We start from the raw sequence: 16,433 nt of genomic DNA on the forward strand, positions 1-16,433 counted from the left end.
GCCTTTCTAAATATATTAGGGCGTAGTTATAGGCTCTAAGGCAAAGGTATGCCAGGAACCATTTACTAACTCTTCTTTTATGTGCCAATCCTTAGTGATATAGGGCATAATTTCATCATAACGATCATCAATAATGCCACTAATAATTAGTATACCATGTTTCGATAGTTTCAAACCAATCGTAGGAAGTAAGATTTTTAATGGGTCCACTGTTAAATTAGCAACAATCAAATCAGCTGCCCCCTTGTAATCTTCATCTAAATTGCCACAAATTAGCTCCGCCCTTACTTGATTGGCTTCACAATTAGCCTTACTTTGTTCAATCGCTGAAGCTTCAATATCAATGCCGACTAATTGTTGAATGCCCAATTCATGGGCCACTAAAAGTAAAATAGCAGTCCCTGTGCCAATGTCTAAACAAATCTCTTTATCCTTGCCATACTTCGCCATTAAAGCCGCACAAGAGCGCGTAGTTTCGTGAGCACCTGTGCCAAAGGATAAGTCCGAATCAATTTCAATAATTCGGTCTCCTGCTTTTGCTTCATAGTCTTTCCAGGCAGGCTTAATAATAATATGAGGTAAAATTTCAGTAGGCTCAATATATTGCTGCCAACTATTGTACCAATCGGCATCAGTCACTATGCTAGCATGTAAGTCTTTATATGCAATATGAGCGCCATCTAGGAGCGATTTCACTTGCTGCTCCCACCAACTCAACTCCTGACTCATGTCACCATAAATAGTTAACTTGGTCCATTCGGGCTCATGCTCTATATCTTCTTCTATAAATCCATTGCTACTAAATGTATCAAAAAGAGTAGTCACCTCATCGATGACTACTCTTTGAATAGCAATGGATATTTCTATCCATTCCATATGAGTTCCTCACTTAACCAATGTATGAAATCTAAATTAAGTACTCTTTGAGAGTCATAGGCAAAAGCCCTCTAGTAGTTCAACACTTTAAGGCTTTTGTTACACATTCATACTACAGTGTATTAAGAACTTTATTTTACGAATTTAGAGATAATTTGTCAAACACTTTAAATTGCAAAGCTTCTTTCACTTTATCGCCTAAATCTTTTAAGAACCCTTTTTTCTCGTCAAATTTACTCGTATCTTCTTTACCTTCTTTAGCAAATTCAATGAGAAGTTCCCGTTGTTTATCAGTTAACTTCTTAGGTGTAACTACATTGATGCGCACATGTTGATCCCCTCTTTGCTTAGGATTGCGAAGATATGGAATCCCTTTGCCCTTGATCCGCAAAATAGTGCCACTTTGAATACCTGCTGGAATTTTTAAGTCCACCTTTCCATCAATTGTATTCACCATAATGGTAGTGCCTAAGGCAGCTTGTGCAAAGCTAATATCTACCTTGCTGATAACTTCATTGCCTTGGCGCTCAAATTCATTGCTTGGGCGAACGTAAATATATACATATAAATCTCCCTTAGGACCACCATTAACACCTGGTTCCCCTTCATTGGATACGCGTAAACGGGAGCCATTGTCTACGCCAGCTGGAATTTTAACTTCCAATTCGCGATTGACAATAGTTTGCCCACTGCCATGACATTTTTTACATGGCTTTTCAATCTTTTTACCAGATCCATGACATACAGAGCATGTACGAGCGGAACGCATCTGACCAAATGGTGTGTTCTGAACAACCGTTTCTTGACCAGACCCATGACAGCGAGGACAAGACTCTACCTTGCTACCAGGTTCACCGCCAGTACCATGGCAATGGTCGCACTCATCATGGCGATTAATAGTGACCTTAATGCTTTTACCAAAGGCTGCATCTTTAAAGCTAATTTCTACATCTTTGCGTAAATCATCACCCTTTTGTGGTCCTCGCGGATTGCCACCGCCACCACCAAAGAACATATCAAAGATATCGCCAAAGCCACCGCCTTGACCACCGAAACCGCTAAAGTCAAAGCCACCTTGACCGCCATAGCCACCGAAACCACCGGCTCCGGCGCCTCCACCTTGGGTGAAGGCGTCATGACCATATTGGTCATATTGAGCACGTTTAGTTTCATTGGATAGGACTTCATAGGCTTCATTAGCCTCTTTAAATTTAGCTTCTGCTTCCTTCGGATTATCTCTATTTACGTCAGGATGGTATTGTCGTGCCTTCTTACGGAAGGCCTTTTTTATCTCGTCTTGGGAGGCATTTTTATTGACCCCAAGGACGTCATAATAATCCTTTGCCATTATCTATCCTAACCTCTTATTTATTTTGATCGTCTTTAACTTCAGTGTATTCAGCATCTACTACATCGTCTTTTTGTTGTGCCCCTTGAGCAGCCCCTTCTGGACCTGCTTGGCCAGCTTCTTGACTAGCAGCTTGTGCTTGTTCATACATCTTAGTGGACAATTCATATAAAGGTTTAGTTAATTCTTCACTCTTAGCTTTAATGTCTTCTACATTGCCAGCTTCAATTGCAGATTTTAATGCATCTTTTGCTGTTTTAACTTGTTCTAATGTAGCTGCATCTGCTTTACCTTCGAAGTCTTTGATTGCTTTCTCAGCTTGGTATACTAAGGAGTCTGCATTGTTTTTAACTTCGATTTCTTCTTTTTTAGCTTTATCTTCAGCTGCATGAGCTTCTGCTTCTTTTACCATGCGGTCGATTTCATCTTGTTGTAAACCGCCGGAAGAAGTAATTGTAATAGCTTGTTCTTTGCCAGTGCCAAGATCTTTAGCTTTTACATTTACGATACCATTAGCATCGATATTGAAAGTAACTTCAATTTTAGGTACTCCACGTGGAGCTGCAGGGATACCAGTTAATTCGAAGCGGCCCAATGTTTTATTGTCTGCTGCAAAATCACGTTCACCTTGTAATACATGGATGTCTACAGAAGGTTGGTTATCTGCTGCTGTGGAGAATACTTGGCTCTTAGAAGTAGGAATAGTTGTATTGCGGTCGATAATGCGAGTGAATACACCGCCAAGAGTTTCAATACCTAAGGACAATGGAGTTACGTCAAGAAGTAATACGTCTTTAACTTCACCAACAAGTACACCACCTTGAATAGCTGCACCTACAGCAACACATTCATCAGGGTTTACATTCTTAGTAGGTTCTTTGCCAAGTACGCGTTTAATTGCTTCTTGAACAGCTGGGATACGAGAAGAACCACCAACTAATAAGATTTTATCGATTTCACCAACGCTAAGGCCAGAGTCAGCTAAGGCTTTACGAGTTGGTTCAATAGTAGCTTCTACTAAATCATGAGTTAATTCTTCAAATTTTGCACGAGTTAATGTTAGGTCTAAGTGTTTTGGACCAGTTGCATCAGCTGTAATGAATGGCAAGTTAATGCTTGTGCTCATTACACCGGATAATTCGATTTTAGCTTTTTCAGCAGCTTCTTTTAAACGTTGATCGGCCATTTTATCTTGAGATAAATCAATGCCTGTATCTTTTTTGAACTCATCGATCATCCACTTCATTACGCGTTCGTCAAAGTCATCGCCACCTAAATGGTTGTTACCGCTAGTCGCTTTAACTTCAAATACGCCATCGCCTAATTCAAGGATGGATACGTCGAATGTACCACCACCAAGGTCAAATACAAGTACTTTGCCTTCTTCATCTTTATCTACACCATAAGCAAGTGCAGCTGCTGTTGGTTCGTTGATAATACGAAGTACATCAAGGCCTGCAATCGCACCAGCATCTTTAGTTGCTTGACGTTGACTATCAGTGAAGTACGCAGGTACAGTAATAACTGCTTGAGTTACTGTTTCGCCTAAGTATGCTTCTGCGTCAGCTTTCAATTTTTGAAGCACCATAGCAGAAATTTCTTGTGGTGTATATTGTTTGTCATCAATTGCTACTTTGTAATCGCTACCCATGTGACGTTTAATAGAGGAAATTGTGCGATCAGGATTAGAAACAGCCTGACGTTTTGCCAATTGACCAACTAAGCGTTCACCATTTTTTGCGAAACCAACTACGGAAGGAGTCAAGCGAGAACCTTCCTGATTTGTAATAACGACTGGTTCGCCGCCTTCCATAACAGCGACTACAGAGTTTGTTGTACCTAAGTCAATACCAATTACTTTTGCCATCTTAAATGACCTCCTAAAATTAAATCTCTTTCTACTGTTGAATGTACAATTTGTAAATTATACATCCACTTGAAAATACAATCTATTGTCACAGTTCTATGGGGAACTGCATTTATTAAATAAAATGCTAAAACATTATTTACCCATTATGCACTACTTTTACCATCGCTGGGCGCACAGTACGACCATCTACGGTATAGCCAGTTTGTAGCACTTCACATACTGTATCATCATCATACTCATCTGATGGTACACGCATAACAGCTTGGTGGTAATTAGGGTCAAATGGTTTACCCACTGCCTCAATCACTGCTAAGCCATGTTTTTGCAAGCTAGCCATTAAATTCTGTTGAATCATAGCAAAGCCTTCTAAAAACGCCTTAGTTTCATCTGTAGCAGGTACCTGTAAAGCGCGCTCAAAATTGTCAAGCACTGGGAATAAATCTTCCATTACATCACCTTTTACAAAACCAGCGAGCTGTTCTTTTTCTTGTAAAGTGCGGCGTTTATAATTATCAAAGTCAGCCTGTAAGCGAAGATAGCGATTTTCCATCTCAGCTACAGCTGCTTTAATATCAGCTTCCACGGCTGCACCAGATTCTTCTGCTACGTCTTCAGCTAAATCAACTTGATCAGCTTCTGTCGCCTTTGCATCTGTTACATCAGCTTCCGTCTTTGTGCTTTCCAGATTCTCTTCAGTGGTTCCCATATCTTCGTGTTGTTTAGTTTCTTCTGTACCCATTGTGCGAATCACCTCATTTGTTTTCTTTGTCTTTTAATAGTTTTATAAAGTCTTGCATATACGATAAAATCCCAATAATTCGGCTGTACTCCATACGTGTTGGCCCTAAAATAGCCAAAGTGCCAATCCGTTCATCATCTGCCCCAAAGTTAGCCTGAATAAGGCTCAAATCTTTTAAGGTTTCTGATTTATTTTCATCGCCGATTTTAATATCAATGCCATCTGTGGCGGCAGGACCAATAAGTTGATTCAACTGATCTTGCTGCTCTAGCAAAGATAATATGGGCTGTACCTTTTTAATATCTTTAAATTCTGGCTGCTCTAATAACTCAGTAGTGCCAATGGAGTAAAATAGTTTTCGTTTAGCAATGGCTCGATATAAAGTATTGGCCATAACTGCCAAAAGCTCTCGCGGTCCTTCTACAATTTGCACAATCGCCTGTAAAGAACCCAGTGAAATATCACAAATTCTCACATCTTTTAAGGCATTGCTAAATCGCATAGACAAACTAACTAACTCGTCATCACTAACGGCCTCATTGAAATACATAGGCTCATTATCTAAAGCCCCCATATTCGTCACTACAACCATAACGGCTCGATTTTGCCCTATAGGAAGCACATGGATAAATTTCAAAATAGAAGAATCATGTGCAGGAGCTAAAAACAAGCTCATATTATGGCTTATTTGTGAAATGAGTTTAGCCACATTTAAAAAGAAATCTTCAAAGTTACTTGGCTTTTCTTTCCATATTTGATTGATTCGTTCTGCATCTTCGCGCTGTGTGCCGTTCAAATGCATCATGTCATCTACATAATATCGATATCCTTTAGCTGAAGGTATGCGCCCTGCTGAGGTATGAGGCTGCTCTAAAAATCCAAGCTCCTCTAAATCAGCCATTTCATTGCGCACCGTGGCAGGACTGACGCCTAATTTATAATTCTTGGCCAAAGTCCTAGACCCCACTGGTTCAGCTGACTTTATGTAGTCTTGTATGATAGCGTGTAAGATGCGTTGTTTTCTTTCATCCATAATCGCACCTCGTTTGTTAGCACTCATTAAAGACGAGTGCTAATCACAGCTATAATGTTACCATATTACATCAAAATGTCAAGTGATTATTTATCTTAAAATATAGATAATTCCGCATTAGTCAAAAAATCAAACCACAAAAAGTCAAAAGAGCTATATACTAGCCATTACTTGCACCTACAAAAATATAAGTGAATGTACAACTAGTATATAGCTCTTATAATTATCTTTTATTAAAGATTATTGTTCAGCACTTTTCTTTTTGCTGAAATGGTTAACTGCAATTTTGTACATGGCAATAACAAAACAGAAGTAAATTACCATGCCAAGGAATGTTGCACCTGGTGTTTTTTCCCACTCAGTTAAGAATACGTCAACACCGGCAATATGAAGAATGGCACTAATTAAGGCACCAATTGCACCACCTGCTACGAAGCCAGATGCTACAATACCACCTTTGCTAACGCGTTCTTCTTGCTCTTCTTCATCATCACTGGATTTTTTAACCAAGTAAGACACTAAACCACCTACAAGTAAAGGTGTGTTAATTTCCATTGGTAAGTACGCGCCAAGGGCAAATGCCAATGGTGGCACGCCACACATCCAAAGGATAACGGCGAAGAAAGCACCCATAATGTATAGAGGCCATTGTGCACTACCGCCAGTCATAAGTGGTTCAACAATAGCTGCCATAGCATTAGCTTGAGGCGCATTTAATGCATTTTCGCCTACGAAACCATATGCATTATTTAAGAGAATCAATACGCCTACAGCTACGATACCAGCGATGGCTACACCTACTAATTGCCATTGTTGCATTTTGCGAGGTGTGGCCCCTAGTAAATGAGCTACTTTCAATTCTGACATGAAGTTACCAGCTACACCAATTGTAGTCGCTAAGAAAGCGGCCATCATAAGAATAGCAATAATACCTATTTTGCCAGTTAAGCCCACGCTTGTAAGGGCAACGGCACCGATTAAAATCATGAAAATCGTCATACCAGATACTGGCTCACTACCAGTAAAGGCGATGGAACTAATACCTACTACAGAAAGTAAGAACGCCAAGATTAACACGATAACAAACGCTACTAATGTCTGAAGAATAGATTCAGCATAGCAAATGTGGAAGAAAATTGCGAATAACACAGTTGTTAAAATAATACCAAAACCTAAGAAGGACATTGGTAAGTCCATTTGTGTACGAAGTAAATTAACAGTGGCTGTTTTATCGCGGTTGAACATGTCTTTTAAAGCTTGGCTCATAATGCGAGTAACTACTTTTGACATGGAAAGCAAGCCAATAACCCCTGCCATAGCTAACATGCCAATACCAATATGACGCACATATTGAGAGAATACTTGACGCACTGGCGCATCAGCTAATAGGATTTCCTTGCCACCGACGATCATCACATGGTCGCCACCTAAATAATACACTAATGGAATACATACATACCAAGCAAAGAAGGAGCCTGATACGATAATAGCTGCATAACGCAAGCCTGTAAAATAACCAATACCAAGTAAGGCAATGTCACTATCCAAGGAGAAATGTAATTTCATCTTAACTTGGAAAGCCTGCCCCCATTGGAAGGTAGTAGTTGAAAATACTTCGCGCCACCAACCTAAAGAGTTGAGTACAAAGTCATAGGCCATACCAAAGAGACCACTAAAGATCATCAATTTTGCACGGCTACCTTCATTACTACTTAATACTTCAGCGGCTGCACGACCACCAGGGAATGGATAGGCATGATGCATCTCTTCACAGAAATAAGACCGGAAAATAGTACAAAGCTGTACACCTAATAAGCCCCCAAGCACAACTGGTATAATCATTTCAATAAAAGATACATCTTGAATATTTAAGATGTAAAGCGCTGGTAAGATAAACATAACCCCAGCTAATACGTTCGTACCAGCACTACCAATAGCCTGGATATGAACAGTTTCTGGGAATGCATTTTTCCGTTTAAAAACGGCTGCCATCCCCATTGCAAGAACAGATACTGGCGCAAAAGCGTCAACTGTTTGACCAATTTTTAGGCACAGATAGCCAACAGCTAAAGAGAATAAGGCTGCGTAAAATAGGCCCCAGAAAATTACATAGGAGTTAATCTCCACATACTCTTTCTTCGGATCCATTATAGGATGAATGTCATTGGAATGTTCCTGTTCTTTCACGATATCCTCCTCGTTTACTCAGAACCATGCAATGTGCCGTAACACATCACTACACACATCCCCCAAATCCTCTCATCAACTCTTCTCATTTTAATCTTTTGCTGCCCTCTCACCACCTATGCTTGCATTATTGCCTACGCTGCATATTGCGCTCATGAGTTTGACCTACGTCACCGCCTACATAAAACGCATTTTATACTTATATTATAAATGATTGATTCATTTCGGTAAACAAAAATGTTCACTTCTAGTATACAAAACTGAAAAATTTTGAAAACTAGATGATTTTTTCATGGTTTTGTATTACTGTTAATGAATTTTTGTCCTTTTCGAATAGACTCGTTTTTGAAAGTTGTTTTTATTAACCCTCCTAATTAACAATACAGCTATAAAACTAAATGTTTAATACTATCAATCTTACATAAGTTGCAGTGTAATAAGTCACGCACAGCAACTTATAAATAGTATGAATTATACACTAAGGCTAATAACAAAGATAAAATTATTAGCAAAGACCTAATATAATAAATAGAGCCATACTGATATTGAACTCGTCTCGAATAGCTAATCCTATATTAATAAACAAGGAAGGGAAAAATGCTCTCCATCAAAGAGAAAAACACCCTCATTGAAGGGAAAAACACGCCCCATTCACCACGAGATACCCAATTATTTCTTTGACGCCTCTACAAAGGCCTTAAATAGATTATGAGCTTCTTCACAGTGCATCATTTCTGGGTGGAACTGACAAGTTACAAGCCATGGATAATCAGTCGCTTCTAATGCTTCAATGGTACCATCTTTAGCCCATCCAACAGCTTTTAAGCCTCTACCCACGTCTTTAACGGTTTGGTGATGATGTGAATTCGTCACCCAAGAAGTCTTGCCAATGCTTTCAGCAATCTTAGAATCAACTGTAAAATCTACTGTATGAAATGGTAGTCCTGGTGTTTGATCTTGCCAATGCTTGATTTTGCAATTTTCATCGTATTTTAGATCTTGATACAAAGTGCCACCGCGGAATACATTGACTACTTGATGGCCTCGACAAATCGCTAATACAGGAATCCCCTTTTCAATGGCTGCCTCAAGTAAGGCAAAGTCAAACTCATCTCTTTCTGGCCAAACATGACTAAGCGCTTGTAGTGGCTCTTCCCCATAATTTAATGGATACACATCATGACCACCAGATAAAATAAGTCCATCTAAACGACTTACTAATTCTCTAATATGTTCTTTATTTTCAGTGAAAGGAACAATAATAGGTAACGCCCCTTCATCACGAACTGAACGCAAATAATCTTCATTTACATAAGAGCGCGGCACACGAGCAAAATCATCATGCCCCACATACATATGACTGCCTGACACTCCAATAAATGGTATTGACATAGTATCACCCTCCTTAAAAAAAGGGCCTCCACCTCCATTGATGAAAGCCTAAATTTTTAATTTTCGTAATCTACTATCTTACTTCCGATTATAGGTACTACCTATACCTTTGTCAATGATAATAGACACGTAAAACACTTGATAAATTCGCATAACACAGCGTTTTTGTCTACTAGAGATGAACTTTTACAGTGTATAACAAGGTCTCTTTCAGCTAGACATCTAATGTAGCGAAAATACTCATACTAGCTACCCAATTTTGTAATTTCATCATTTTGACCAATTAAAATCAACATGTCCGTAGCTCGTAACTTATCATTTGGATCCGGTGGCGCCATCACTTCATTATTGCGTTTTATTGCCACCACATTTACATTATAAGATTTTCTAAGTTCCAGCTCTTTTAAGCTTTTATCCACCATAAAATTTGGCGTTTTAATTTCCACAATCCCAATGTCCTTAGACAATTGGAAGTAATCTACAATATGATCTCCTGATAACATCTGCGCTACACGTTCAGCCATATCGATTTCAGGATAGACAATAAAGTCTACACCTACTTTTTTCAGCAATTTACTTTCCATTAGGCTTGATGCTTTAGCAACAATATACGGCGATTTTAAATCTTTTAATACCATCGCCGTCAACAGCTTCGCATTCATCTCTTCACCAATAGCAATCACTACCATGTCCAAAGTTTCTAGGTGAAGCTCTGCAATCGTATCTTCATCAGTAAAATCTGCTACCACTGACTGTGCAATATAAGGCGCTAGCTTTTGCACGACTTTTTCATCTCTATCTACGCCATAGACTTCATGTCCTAAGGCAGTTACTTTTTTGGCCAAAGTACTGCCAAAACGACCTAGTCCAATAATGCCTATCGATTTTCGTTTCATTCTATCCTCCTAATTACATTCCATTTGACCTATCTGTGAGCCTTACAATAAAACATTATCTTCAGGATAATACACGCTGCTCGGTTTCTTTTGTGGAATAAAAAATGCACCAATTAATGTAAGTACACCAATACGACCCGTGTACATCACAATCATGAGCACTATTTTGCTTAAATCCGTTAACTCACCTGTTATGCCACGAGTTAAACCGACTGTAGCAAAAGCAGATGTCACCTCAAAGACTAAATCTAAAAAGTCAAATGGCTCCACCCAAGATAAAATAAATGTGGCAATGAGTACCAGCCAGGTGGAAAAAAAAATAATACTACAGGATTTTATAATCAAAGATTGGCTAAGGCTTCGATTAAATAACTGAACCCTTACTTTGTTCGTAAAAACAGAATAAGCTGTGGCCCATAAAACAGCTACTGTACTAATTTTTACACCACCGCCAGTAGAGTTAGGACCAGCACCAATAAACATGAGAATAATCGTAATAAACGTAGTCACTGGATGAAATTGACTATAATCTAATGTAGGTAAGCCTGCAGTACGAGGTGTAACAGCTTGCATAAGAGCGGCCTGCCATTTATTTATAAAGGAAAAACCATCTAATACGCCATTCCACTCCAATAAACAAATTAGAGCAGTGCCACCAAAGACTAAAATAGCTTCCCCTATAAGCATTACTTTAGTATGCAAGGCAAAAAACTTGAATCCTCGTTTGTAATTACGCAAAATATCAAAGGACGCCATATAGCCAAAGCCGCCCAATAATATTAAGCCACTCGTATTTAAAGTGAAGCCCCAATTATGTACTAACTCATAAGGTAGATTATTGTCAAAAAAGACAAAGCCTGCATTACAAAAAGAAGATATGGATTGGTAGAAGCCATAGTAAATGGAGTCAATGCCTAAATAAGGATATAACCCCAAAGTATAAATCACGCCACCAATAGCCTCAACTACAAAGGTAAGACCTACCACTTGTTTAAGCACTGTCTTAAAATCAATATTTTCAAGGCCTACATCTTCTTGGAGCAGCAACCGATTTTCAAGGCCCACACGCCGTCTTAATATTAAGAAGATCAGCGTAGTAAAGGTCATAGTTCCTAGGCCACCTATTTGTATGAGAATAATCATAATAGTCTGGCCAAATACACTCCAATGGTGAAATGTATCCACCGGTGTAAGCCCTGTGACCGAAGCACAAGATACGGCTACAAAAAATGCATCTACCCAATGGGTCGAACTACCATCAACAGTGGCCATTGGCAAAGTCAATAAAGCACCACCAAGGATCATAAGGAAAGCAAAACTAATAGCTAACATCCGCTGTGGATTACGGACCAGGAAATTTCGGTACCATTCTGCGAAGGTATTCGTCCCCTGTTTACGTTTAAATGAAACTGACATATGGACCTCTCATAAATCTTAATTAAAATTACTGACCTAGTGTACGCCTATTTTAACTAAAATTCAATAGAATATTTTATTGATTTATTACTTTTTGATAAAATCGTTAATGATTAATTTTTTGCTGATATTCGTTATTTAATATTTTTGCTATACACCAAGGACATAACTTAGTTAAACGCTAAGCGTATTAAGTTTTATCCTTAAATACATCAGATTTATCTTTAGAGCTATCAACTTTACCTTTATGTACATCAGCTTTATCTCCAAATGCATCAACTTTATCTTTTAATACATCATCTTTTGACGCCTTCACAGCTTCTCGAATAGCCTTATACTGGGCGCGGCTTTCTTTTATAGTAATGGCAAACCACTCAGAAAAGGCTGCACATAAAAAGGCTACAAAAAAATAAGCGCTTATGATGCATAATAAAATGGCCACTATTATGTAATAAACCACAGGGCTCAAGCCAAAGTAATTAGTTTCAGACAATACTATGTTCATAAAACTAGTAAATGATAAAGAATGATAGGCTAACATGCCTTCTGCTAAGCCCCAAAAAATCAATAAAACAAGCATAAAAAAGTATAATGTATATTTGTGGAACTCCATATGTTGGCTTAATTCTTTCACATATACTTTTCGAGCTAAGTAACCGCCAAATATAAGACATAACGCGATGGCTGCATGTTGTGTTATCTCATGACTAGCTTCTTCTGCCACATAAATCCCCAACACCATAGAAAACAAACCATATAAAGCATATATCATGCCCCCTAAAGTAATTCGAAGAGCTAATTTACCATACCGATTCATACTCTCACCATTTCTCTATATATCCCTATCACTAATCCCTGTTCTATCCTTTGCGCTTTACTTCATACATAAGAAGCTCAATTTGCCAAGTCTTCTCTTATAAAGTATTTTCTTACAAAGTATTCTCTTGCAAATTCTTTTCAGCAAAAGGATTACCCAAACGCTCTAAAAGATGTTCAAATTTTTCTTTAGGCTGCGCCTGTTCCTTGTACCATTGCAATAAAAACTCCATTTTTTCTTGTGCTTCTTCTGGTGATAGTCCTTTTAGCAAAATTTCAGCACTTTGAGGCTTACCACCACTCTTGCCACCAGCTACGAGCACATAACCATCAGGCATGCCGTATACACCAATATCCTTGATCATTGTCTCCGCACAACAACGTGGACAGCCACTAATACCAATGCGAATTTTATTGGGCATTGCCTCGCCAAAATACTCACTGTCCATATGCTTAGCTAAGAGAATTGTCTCCATAAAAGCATGACTACAGCCATCCGTGCCACGGCAAGATACTACTGAATTAACCGCTTTATGCTTAACTGCGGCGACACCCTCTGGCAATTGTGCTAGGATTTTCTCCTTGGCCTCTTTAGTAATATCGTAAAGTTGAATGCCCGTAGCAACAACTCTAAAATTAGCTTCATATGTATCGGCTAAGTCCATAATGGCCTGCAACTGACTACGCGAAAATTCACTAAATAAAGCATGTAATATAATTGAAGTCTTCATAGACGATTAAACTCCTTATGAAAAATCTATTGATAAAAATGCTATTCACTATTCATTCTGTAAAAAATATGATTGTATATTGTGCTCTTTAATAGGCAAGTTATATTTTACTAATGCCTATATAGCAAAATTAAATTTAATTGGTGAAATTTAATTATATCATACATTAGCCATAGTATATATTAGACATAGTGTATCTTAGTCATAACAGCTGTTATCTACGTATTATGTTATCTACATATTATGTTCTCTCTATTACATTCTATCTATGTCATATATTAGCTACATCTTATATTTCCCCTATCGTATGTTTACCATATCTTATATTAACCATATCGTATACTAACAATTGCTCATATTTCTCAACTAAATAAGAAAATAAAAAGACCTATCAAACTTACTCCCCCCAGTGTTCTCCTTTAGGTAAGTAATAAGTTATAATAGGTCTTCTTATGTGAAAAAATTATATCATGCTACGAATTAAATTTAATATCAAGTTTTAGAATTTAGTTTCTCTGATCAAATTTCCTTGCGCATCAAATACTAAATTATATTTTTCACGTGCTCCGTCTACAGTAATGGACGCTGTGAATACGCTGTTCTCAACAGAGAAAAGGTAAGTGATGCCATATTTTACTTCGCCACCTTCTATGCTTTTAGCCTTCTCTTGAGCTACTTTGTACATATCTGGTATTTTATTAAAATCAATGGCACTAATAGGGCCTACATTGTCAGCTAACACACCATCACCTGTTAATTGAACTGGCTCTGGACCACTCCATTTACCGTTTTGGTAACGATAGCCATCAGCCTTATCAGTAGTTCCTGGTTTTTGAATGGTAATCATTATAATATTGCCTAATTCTTTGCGGTTATCAACGGTAATACCATCCATAGCTTTTAAATCATGACCTTTTAATTCGTCTCTGTTCTTAAGTTCATCAAAAAGCTTATTTGCGTAACCTGGTTCTGTTAGTACGTTTTTGCTACCGCCCCCTGTTAAACTACTTACAGCATCGCCGCAGCCTGCTATAAAAAACACTGAAAACACTACTAATAACATTACCCAAAGTTTTCTCATTGTCATGCCTCCCCGATTTAATATACTGCAAAACAAAAAACCTCATCTATATCTCATATTATAAGCCATGAATAATGATTTTCAAAATATCAAACTTGAAACGTAACTACAATAAATACAAGTTCTTCATTTAATATAACTTAATATGATATCCCCCTATTCACATGCATCATAGCTTTATAAAATGAATTCGCCGCTTATAATCATGCCCTATCTAAATCAATCTTTCATAACGCTCAATTTACCCTCAATTTGATTTTATTATGTATCCTTCAACTTATTTGTATCTCCATATAAACAAATGGCTTCAGAGGCTACTTTTCTATAAAAAATACCCCCTAGAATTCTAGGGGGTCTGTTGAGCCTTCGTTTTTTTAACATGGCGCGCTCTACGTCCATATACGCTATTGAGCTTTTATTTTTTTACATGGCGCGCTCTACGTCCATATATTGTTAACTTAATATATCACAACTAGCTTTTAATGTCAATTTTACACTCCAATTAAAGTATGGAAGCTATAAAGTATTATCTAAACTATAAAGAATTAAGCATAAGATTAAAAGTCACCAAACCAATAATAAAAGTGCACATTCTAAATTAATGACAAATTACTAGCAAAAGAGTCATCGTCAATTTAATCTAATTCTGAATCTACCATTTAAGTAATAAGAGGAGTAATAATCTGCTAATAAATAATTGACAATTCCCAATACTATCTAGTATCATAATACCTGTAATACTTGGGGGTATAGCTCAGCTGGGAGAGCGCTTGAATGGCATTCAAGAGGTCAGCGGTTCGATCCCGCTTATCTCCACCACGTAAACCGCACAATTGTGCGGTTTTTTATTATATATGACAAAAGAATATAAATATTGACAAATTATTCAGTAAATAAAATCCTAGAATAATTACTAGGCAAATTTATAGTATAAATAACTAAAAGAGCCAGCAAATTAGCTAGCTCTTTTTTCATATTCATATACTTTTTTACGCAACACATATTCAACTGTAGCAGTCATGTAAAACAAAAGATAAAAATAGGTAATACTCACCAAGCCCATATATAAAGTAGGTAGCAATGTATTTAATCGACTCATGGCCCCTAATGAATTAATAGCATCGCCTATTATGCTTGCCACTATGAGAAAACACATAAAGTAAACAATGGTTAATATTAGCGCAACCATATAGAATATGACAAGGAAAAACTTCTTACCTAGCTTAGTATTAGGAAATCGTTGCTCTAAACCCCGTTCATATAAAGGGCGACAAGCTAAAGCATAAAAGGTAATAACCAAACAAATCAATATTAATATAGCACTATAAATCCAGAGTGTATTGAGATTAAATAGTAAAAAGTAATCTCCAAGACCAATAGTTATAATGCACAATATTTGAAATAAAATGCTCGCTGCACAAGCACGCCATCCAAACAAAATATAATCTTTCACACAATTCCACCTCTAAGTAAATTTTTAATGTTCAACCCCCAATAATCGCTCTCTATATTTCACCATTTTGCGACGCCAAATGTACTCCACAGTGGCCGTGCAATACAATAAAAAATAAAAGAAGGTAAAGCCAAATACACCGACCATGACAAAGGGCAAAAGTGCTGCTGAATAATATTGTCCCTCAATATCTGATACTGAGTTAACTAACTCCCATGTTACAAAGGTAAAGAATAAGGCATATATAATTAAAAGTAACAGCCCTACCATTATAAGAGCGAAGAAAAATACCTTTTTAGATAAATTAGTGCCCGGAAATCTTGTATCTAAGCCCTTTTCATAAATAGGGCGACAGCCAAACGCCAGTAAAGTAATGACAACGAAAATAACCGTTCCGATTAATAAATTGTAGCCCACTCCATCTGGACTGGCTGCTATGCCAATATTAATCGTATATAGACAAATTAACGCTAAAAACTGAAATACTAGACTCGCTCCACAAGCACGAAGCCCAAATTTTAAATAATCCTTCACTATATCGCCACCTTAGAAACCTAATGCATATACTACGCGTTACTACTTTCAAATCCATTCT

The 16,433-nt window shown here is 37.6% G+C and carries 14 protein-coding genes and 1 tRNA gene; 1 reads left to right on the plus strand and 14 read right to left on the minus strand.

Annotation, left to right across the window (positions count from 1 at the left end; all coding sequences use genetic code 11):
* Positions 1-15: 15 nt before the first annotated feature.
* The 12 genes from QZR90_RS03135 to QZR90_RS03190 all read right to left on the minus strand — a co-directional run bounded on the left by QZR90_RS03135 (position 16) and on the right by QZR90_RS03190 (position 14,385).
* On the minus strand, positions 16-876 hold the full coding sequence (locus QZR90_RS03135; protein WP_295788688.1) for a 50S ribosomal protein L11 methyltransferase: 861 nt from the start codon (positions 874-876) through the stop codon (positions 16-18).
* 136 nt (positions 877-1,012) lie between these two features.
* Positions 1,013-2,224: a molecular chaperone DnaJ gene (dnaJ, locus tag QZR90_RS03140; protein ID WP_295788690.1), complete on the minus strand. Its 1,212-nt coding sequence runs from the start codon at positions 2,222-2,224 to the stop codon at positions 1,013-1,015.
* A 16-nt stretch (positions 2,225-2,240) separates the two neighbouring features.
* The gene (dnaK, locus tag QZR90_RS03145; protein ID WP_295788692.1) at positions 2,241-4,091 is read right to left on the minus strand and encodes a molecular chaperone DnaK; all 1,851 of its coding nucleotides are present in this window, start codon (positions 4,089-4,091) and stop codon (positions 2,241-2,243) included.
* 139 nt (positions 4,092-4,230) lie between these two features.
* Positions 4,231-4,845, minus strand: coding sequence for a nucleotide exchange factor GrpE (gene grpE, locus QZR90_RS03150; RefSeq protein WP_295788694.1), 615 nt, complete (start codon positions 4,843-4,845; stop codon positions 4,231-4,233).
* A 1-nt stretch (position 4,846) separates the two neighbouring features.
* Entirely contained in the window at positions 4,847-5,866 is a 1,020-nt protein-coding gene (gene hrcA / locus QZR90_RS03155; protein ID WP_295788696.1) for a heat-inducible transcriptional repressor HrcA, read from the minus strand.
* 240 nt (positions 5,867-6,106) lie between these two features.
* Entirely contained in the window at positions 6,107-8,014 is a 1,908-nt protein-coding gene (locus QZR90_RS03160; RefSeq protein ID WP_295788847.1) for an OPT family oligopeptide transporter, read from the minus strand.
* 708 nt (positions 8,015-8,722) lie between these two features.
* Positions 8,723-9,445 carry a gamma-glutamyl-gamma-aminobutyrate hydrolase family protein gene (locus QZR90_RS03165; protein WP_295788698.1) on the minus strand — a complete coding sequence of 241 codons (723 nt, stop codon included), beginning with the start codon at positions 9,443-9,445 and terminating at the stop codon, positions 8,723-8,725.
* Between the two features lie 245 nt (positions 9,446-9,690).
* Positions 9,691-10,341, minus strand: coding sequence for a TrkA family potassium uptake protein (locus QZR90_RS03170; RefSeq protein WP_295788700.1), 651 nt, complete (start codon positions 10,339-10,341; stop codon positions 9,691-9,693).
* A 42-nt stretch (positions 10,342-10,383) separates the two neighbouring features.
* A complete protein-coding gene (locus QZR90_RS03175) occupies positions 10,384-11,757 on the minus strand; it encodes a TrkH family potassium uptake protein (RefSeq protein WP_295788702.1) in 1,374 nt (457 codons plus the stop codon).
* A gap of 190 nt (positions 11,758-11,947) precedes the next feature.
* The gene (locus QZR90_RS03180) at positions 11,948-12,574 is read right to left on the minus strand and encodes a hypothetical protein (protein ID WP_295788705.1); all 627 of its coding nucleotides are present in this window, start codon (positions 12,572-12,574) and stop codon (positions 11,948-11,950) included.
* A gap of 112 nt (positions 12,575-12,686) precedes the next feature.
* Complete coding sequence (locus tag QZR90_RS03185; RefSeq protein WP_295788707.1) at positions 12,687-13,304, minus strand: nitrite reductase; 618 nt, start codon at positions 13,302-13,304, stop codon at positions 12,687-12,689.
* Positions 13,305-13,803: 499 nt separating this feature from the next.
* Positions 13,804-14,385 carry a hypothetical protein gene (locus tag QZR90_RS03190; RefSeq protein ID WP_295788709.1) on the minus strand — a complete coding sequence of 194 codons (582 nt, stop codon included), beginning with the start codon at positions 14,383-14,385 and terminating at the stop codon, positions 13,804-13,806.
* A 743-nt stretch (positions 14,386-15,128) separates the two neighbouring features.
* On the opposite strand from QZR90_RS03190, the gene QZR90_RS03195 reads away from it, so the two are divergent.
* Positions 15,129-15,204, plus strand: a tRNA-Ala gene (locus tag QZR90_RS03195).
* Between the two features lie 136 nt (positions 15,205-15,340).
* On the opposite strand, the gene QZR90_RS03200 is transcribed toward QZR90_RS03195, so the two are convergent.
* Together QZR90_RS03200 and QZR90_RS03205 are read right to left on the minus strand one after the other, a co-directional pair.
* Positions 15,341-15,838, minus strand: a complete 498-nt coding sequence (locus tag QZR90_RS03200) for a hypothetical protein (RefSeq protein ID WP_295788711.1) — start codon at positions 15,836-15,838, stop codon at positions 15,341-15,343.
* 24 nt (positions 15,839-15,862) lie between these two features.
* Complete coding sequence (locus QZR90_RS03205; RefSeq protein WP_295788713.1) at positions 15,863-16,372, minus strand: hypothetical protein; 510 nt, start codon at positions 16,370-16,372, stop codon at positions 15,863-15,865.
* Between the last annotated feature and the right edge of the window lie 61 nt (positions 16,373-16,433).

Source organism: uncultured Veillonella sp., assembly GCF_900545795.1.
Classification (GTDB): Bacteria; Bacillota; Negativicutes; order Veillonellales; family Veillonellaceae; genus Veillonella_A.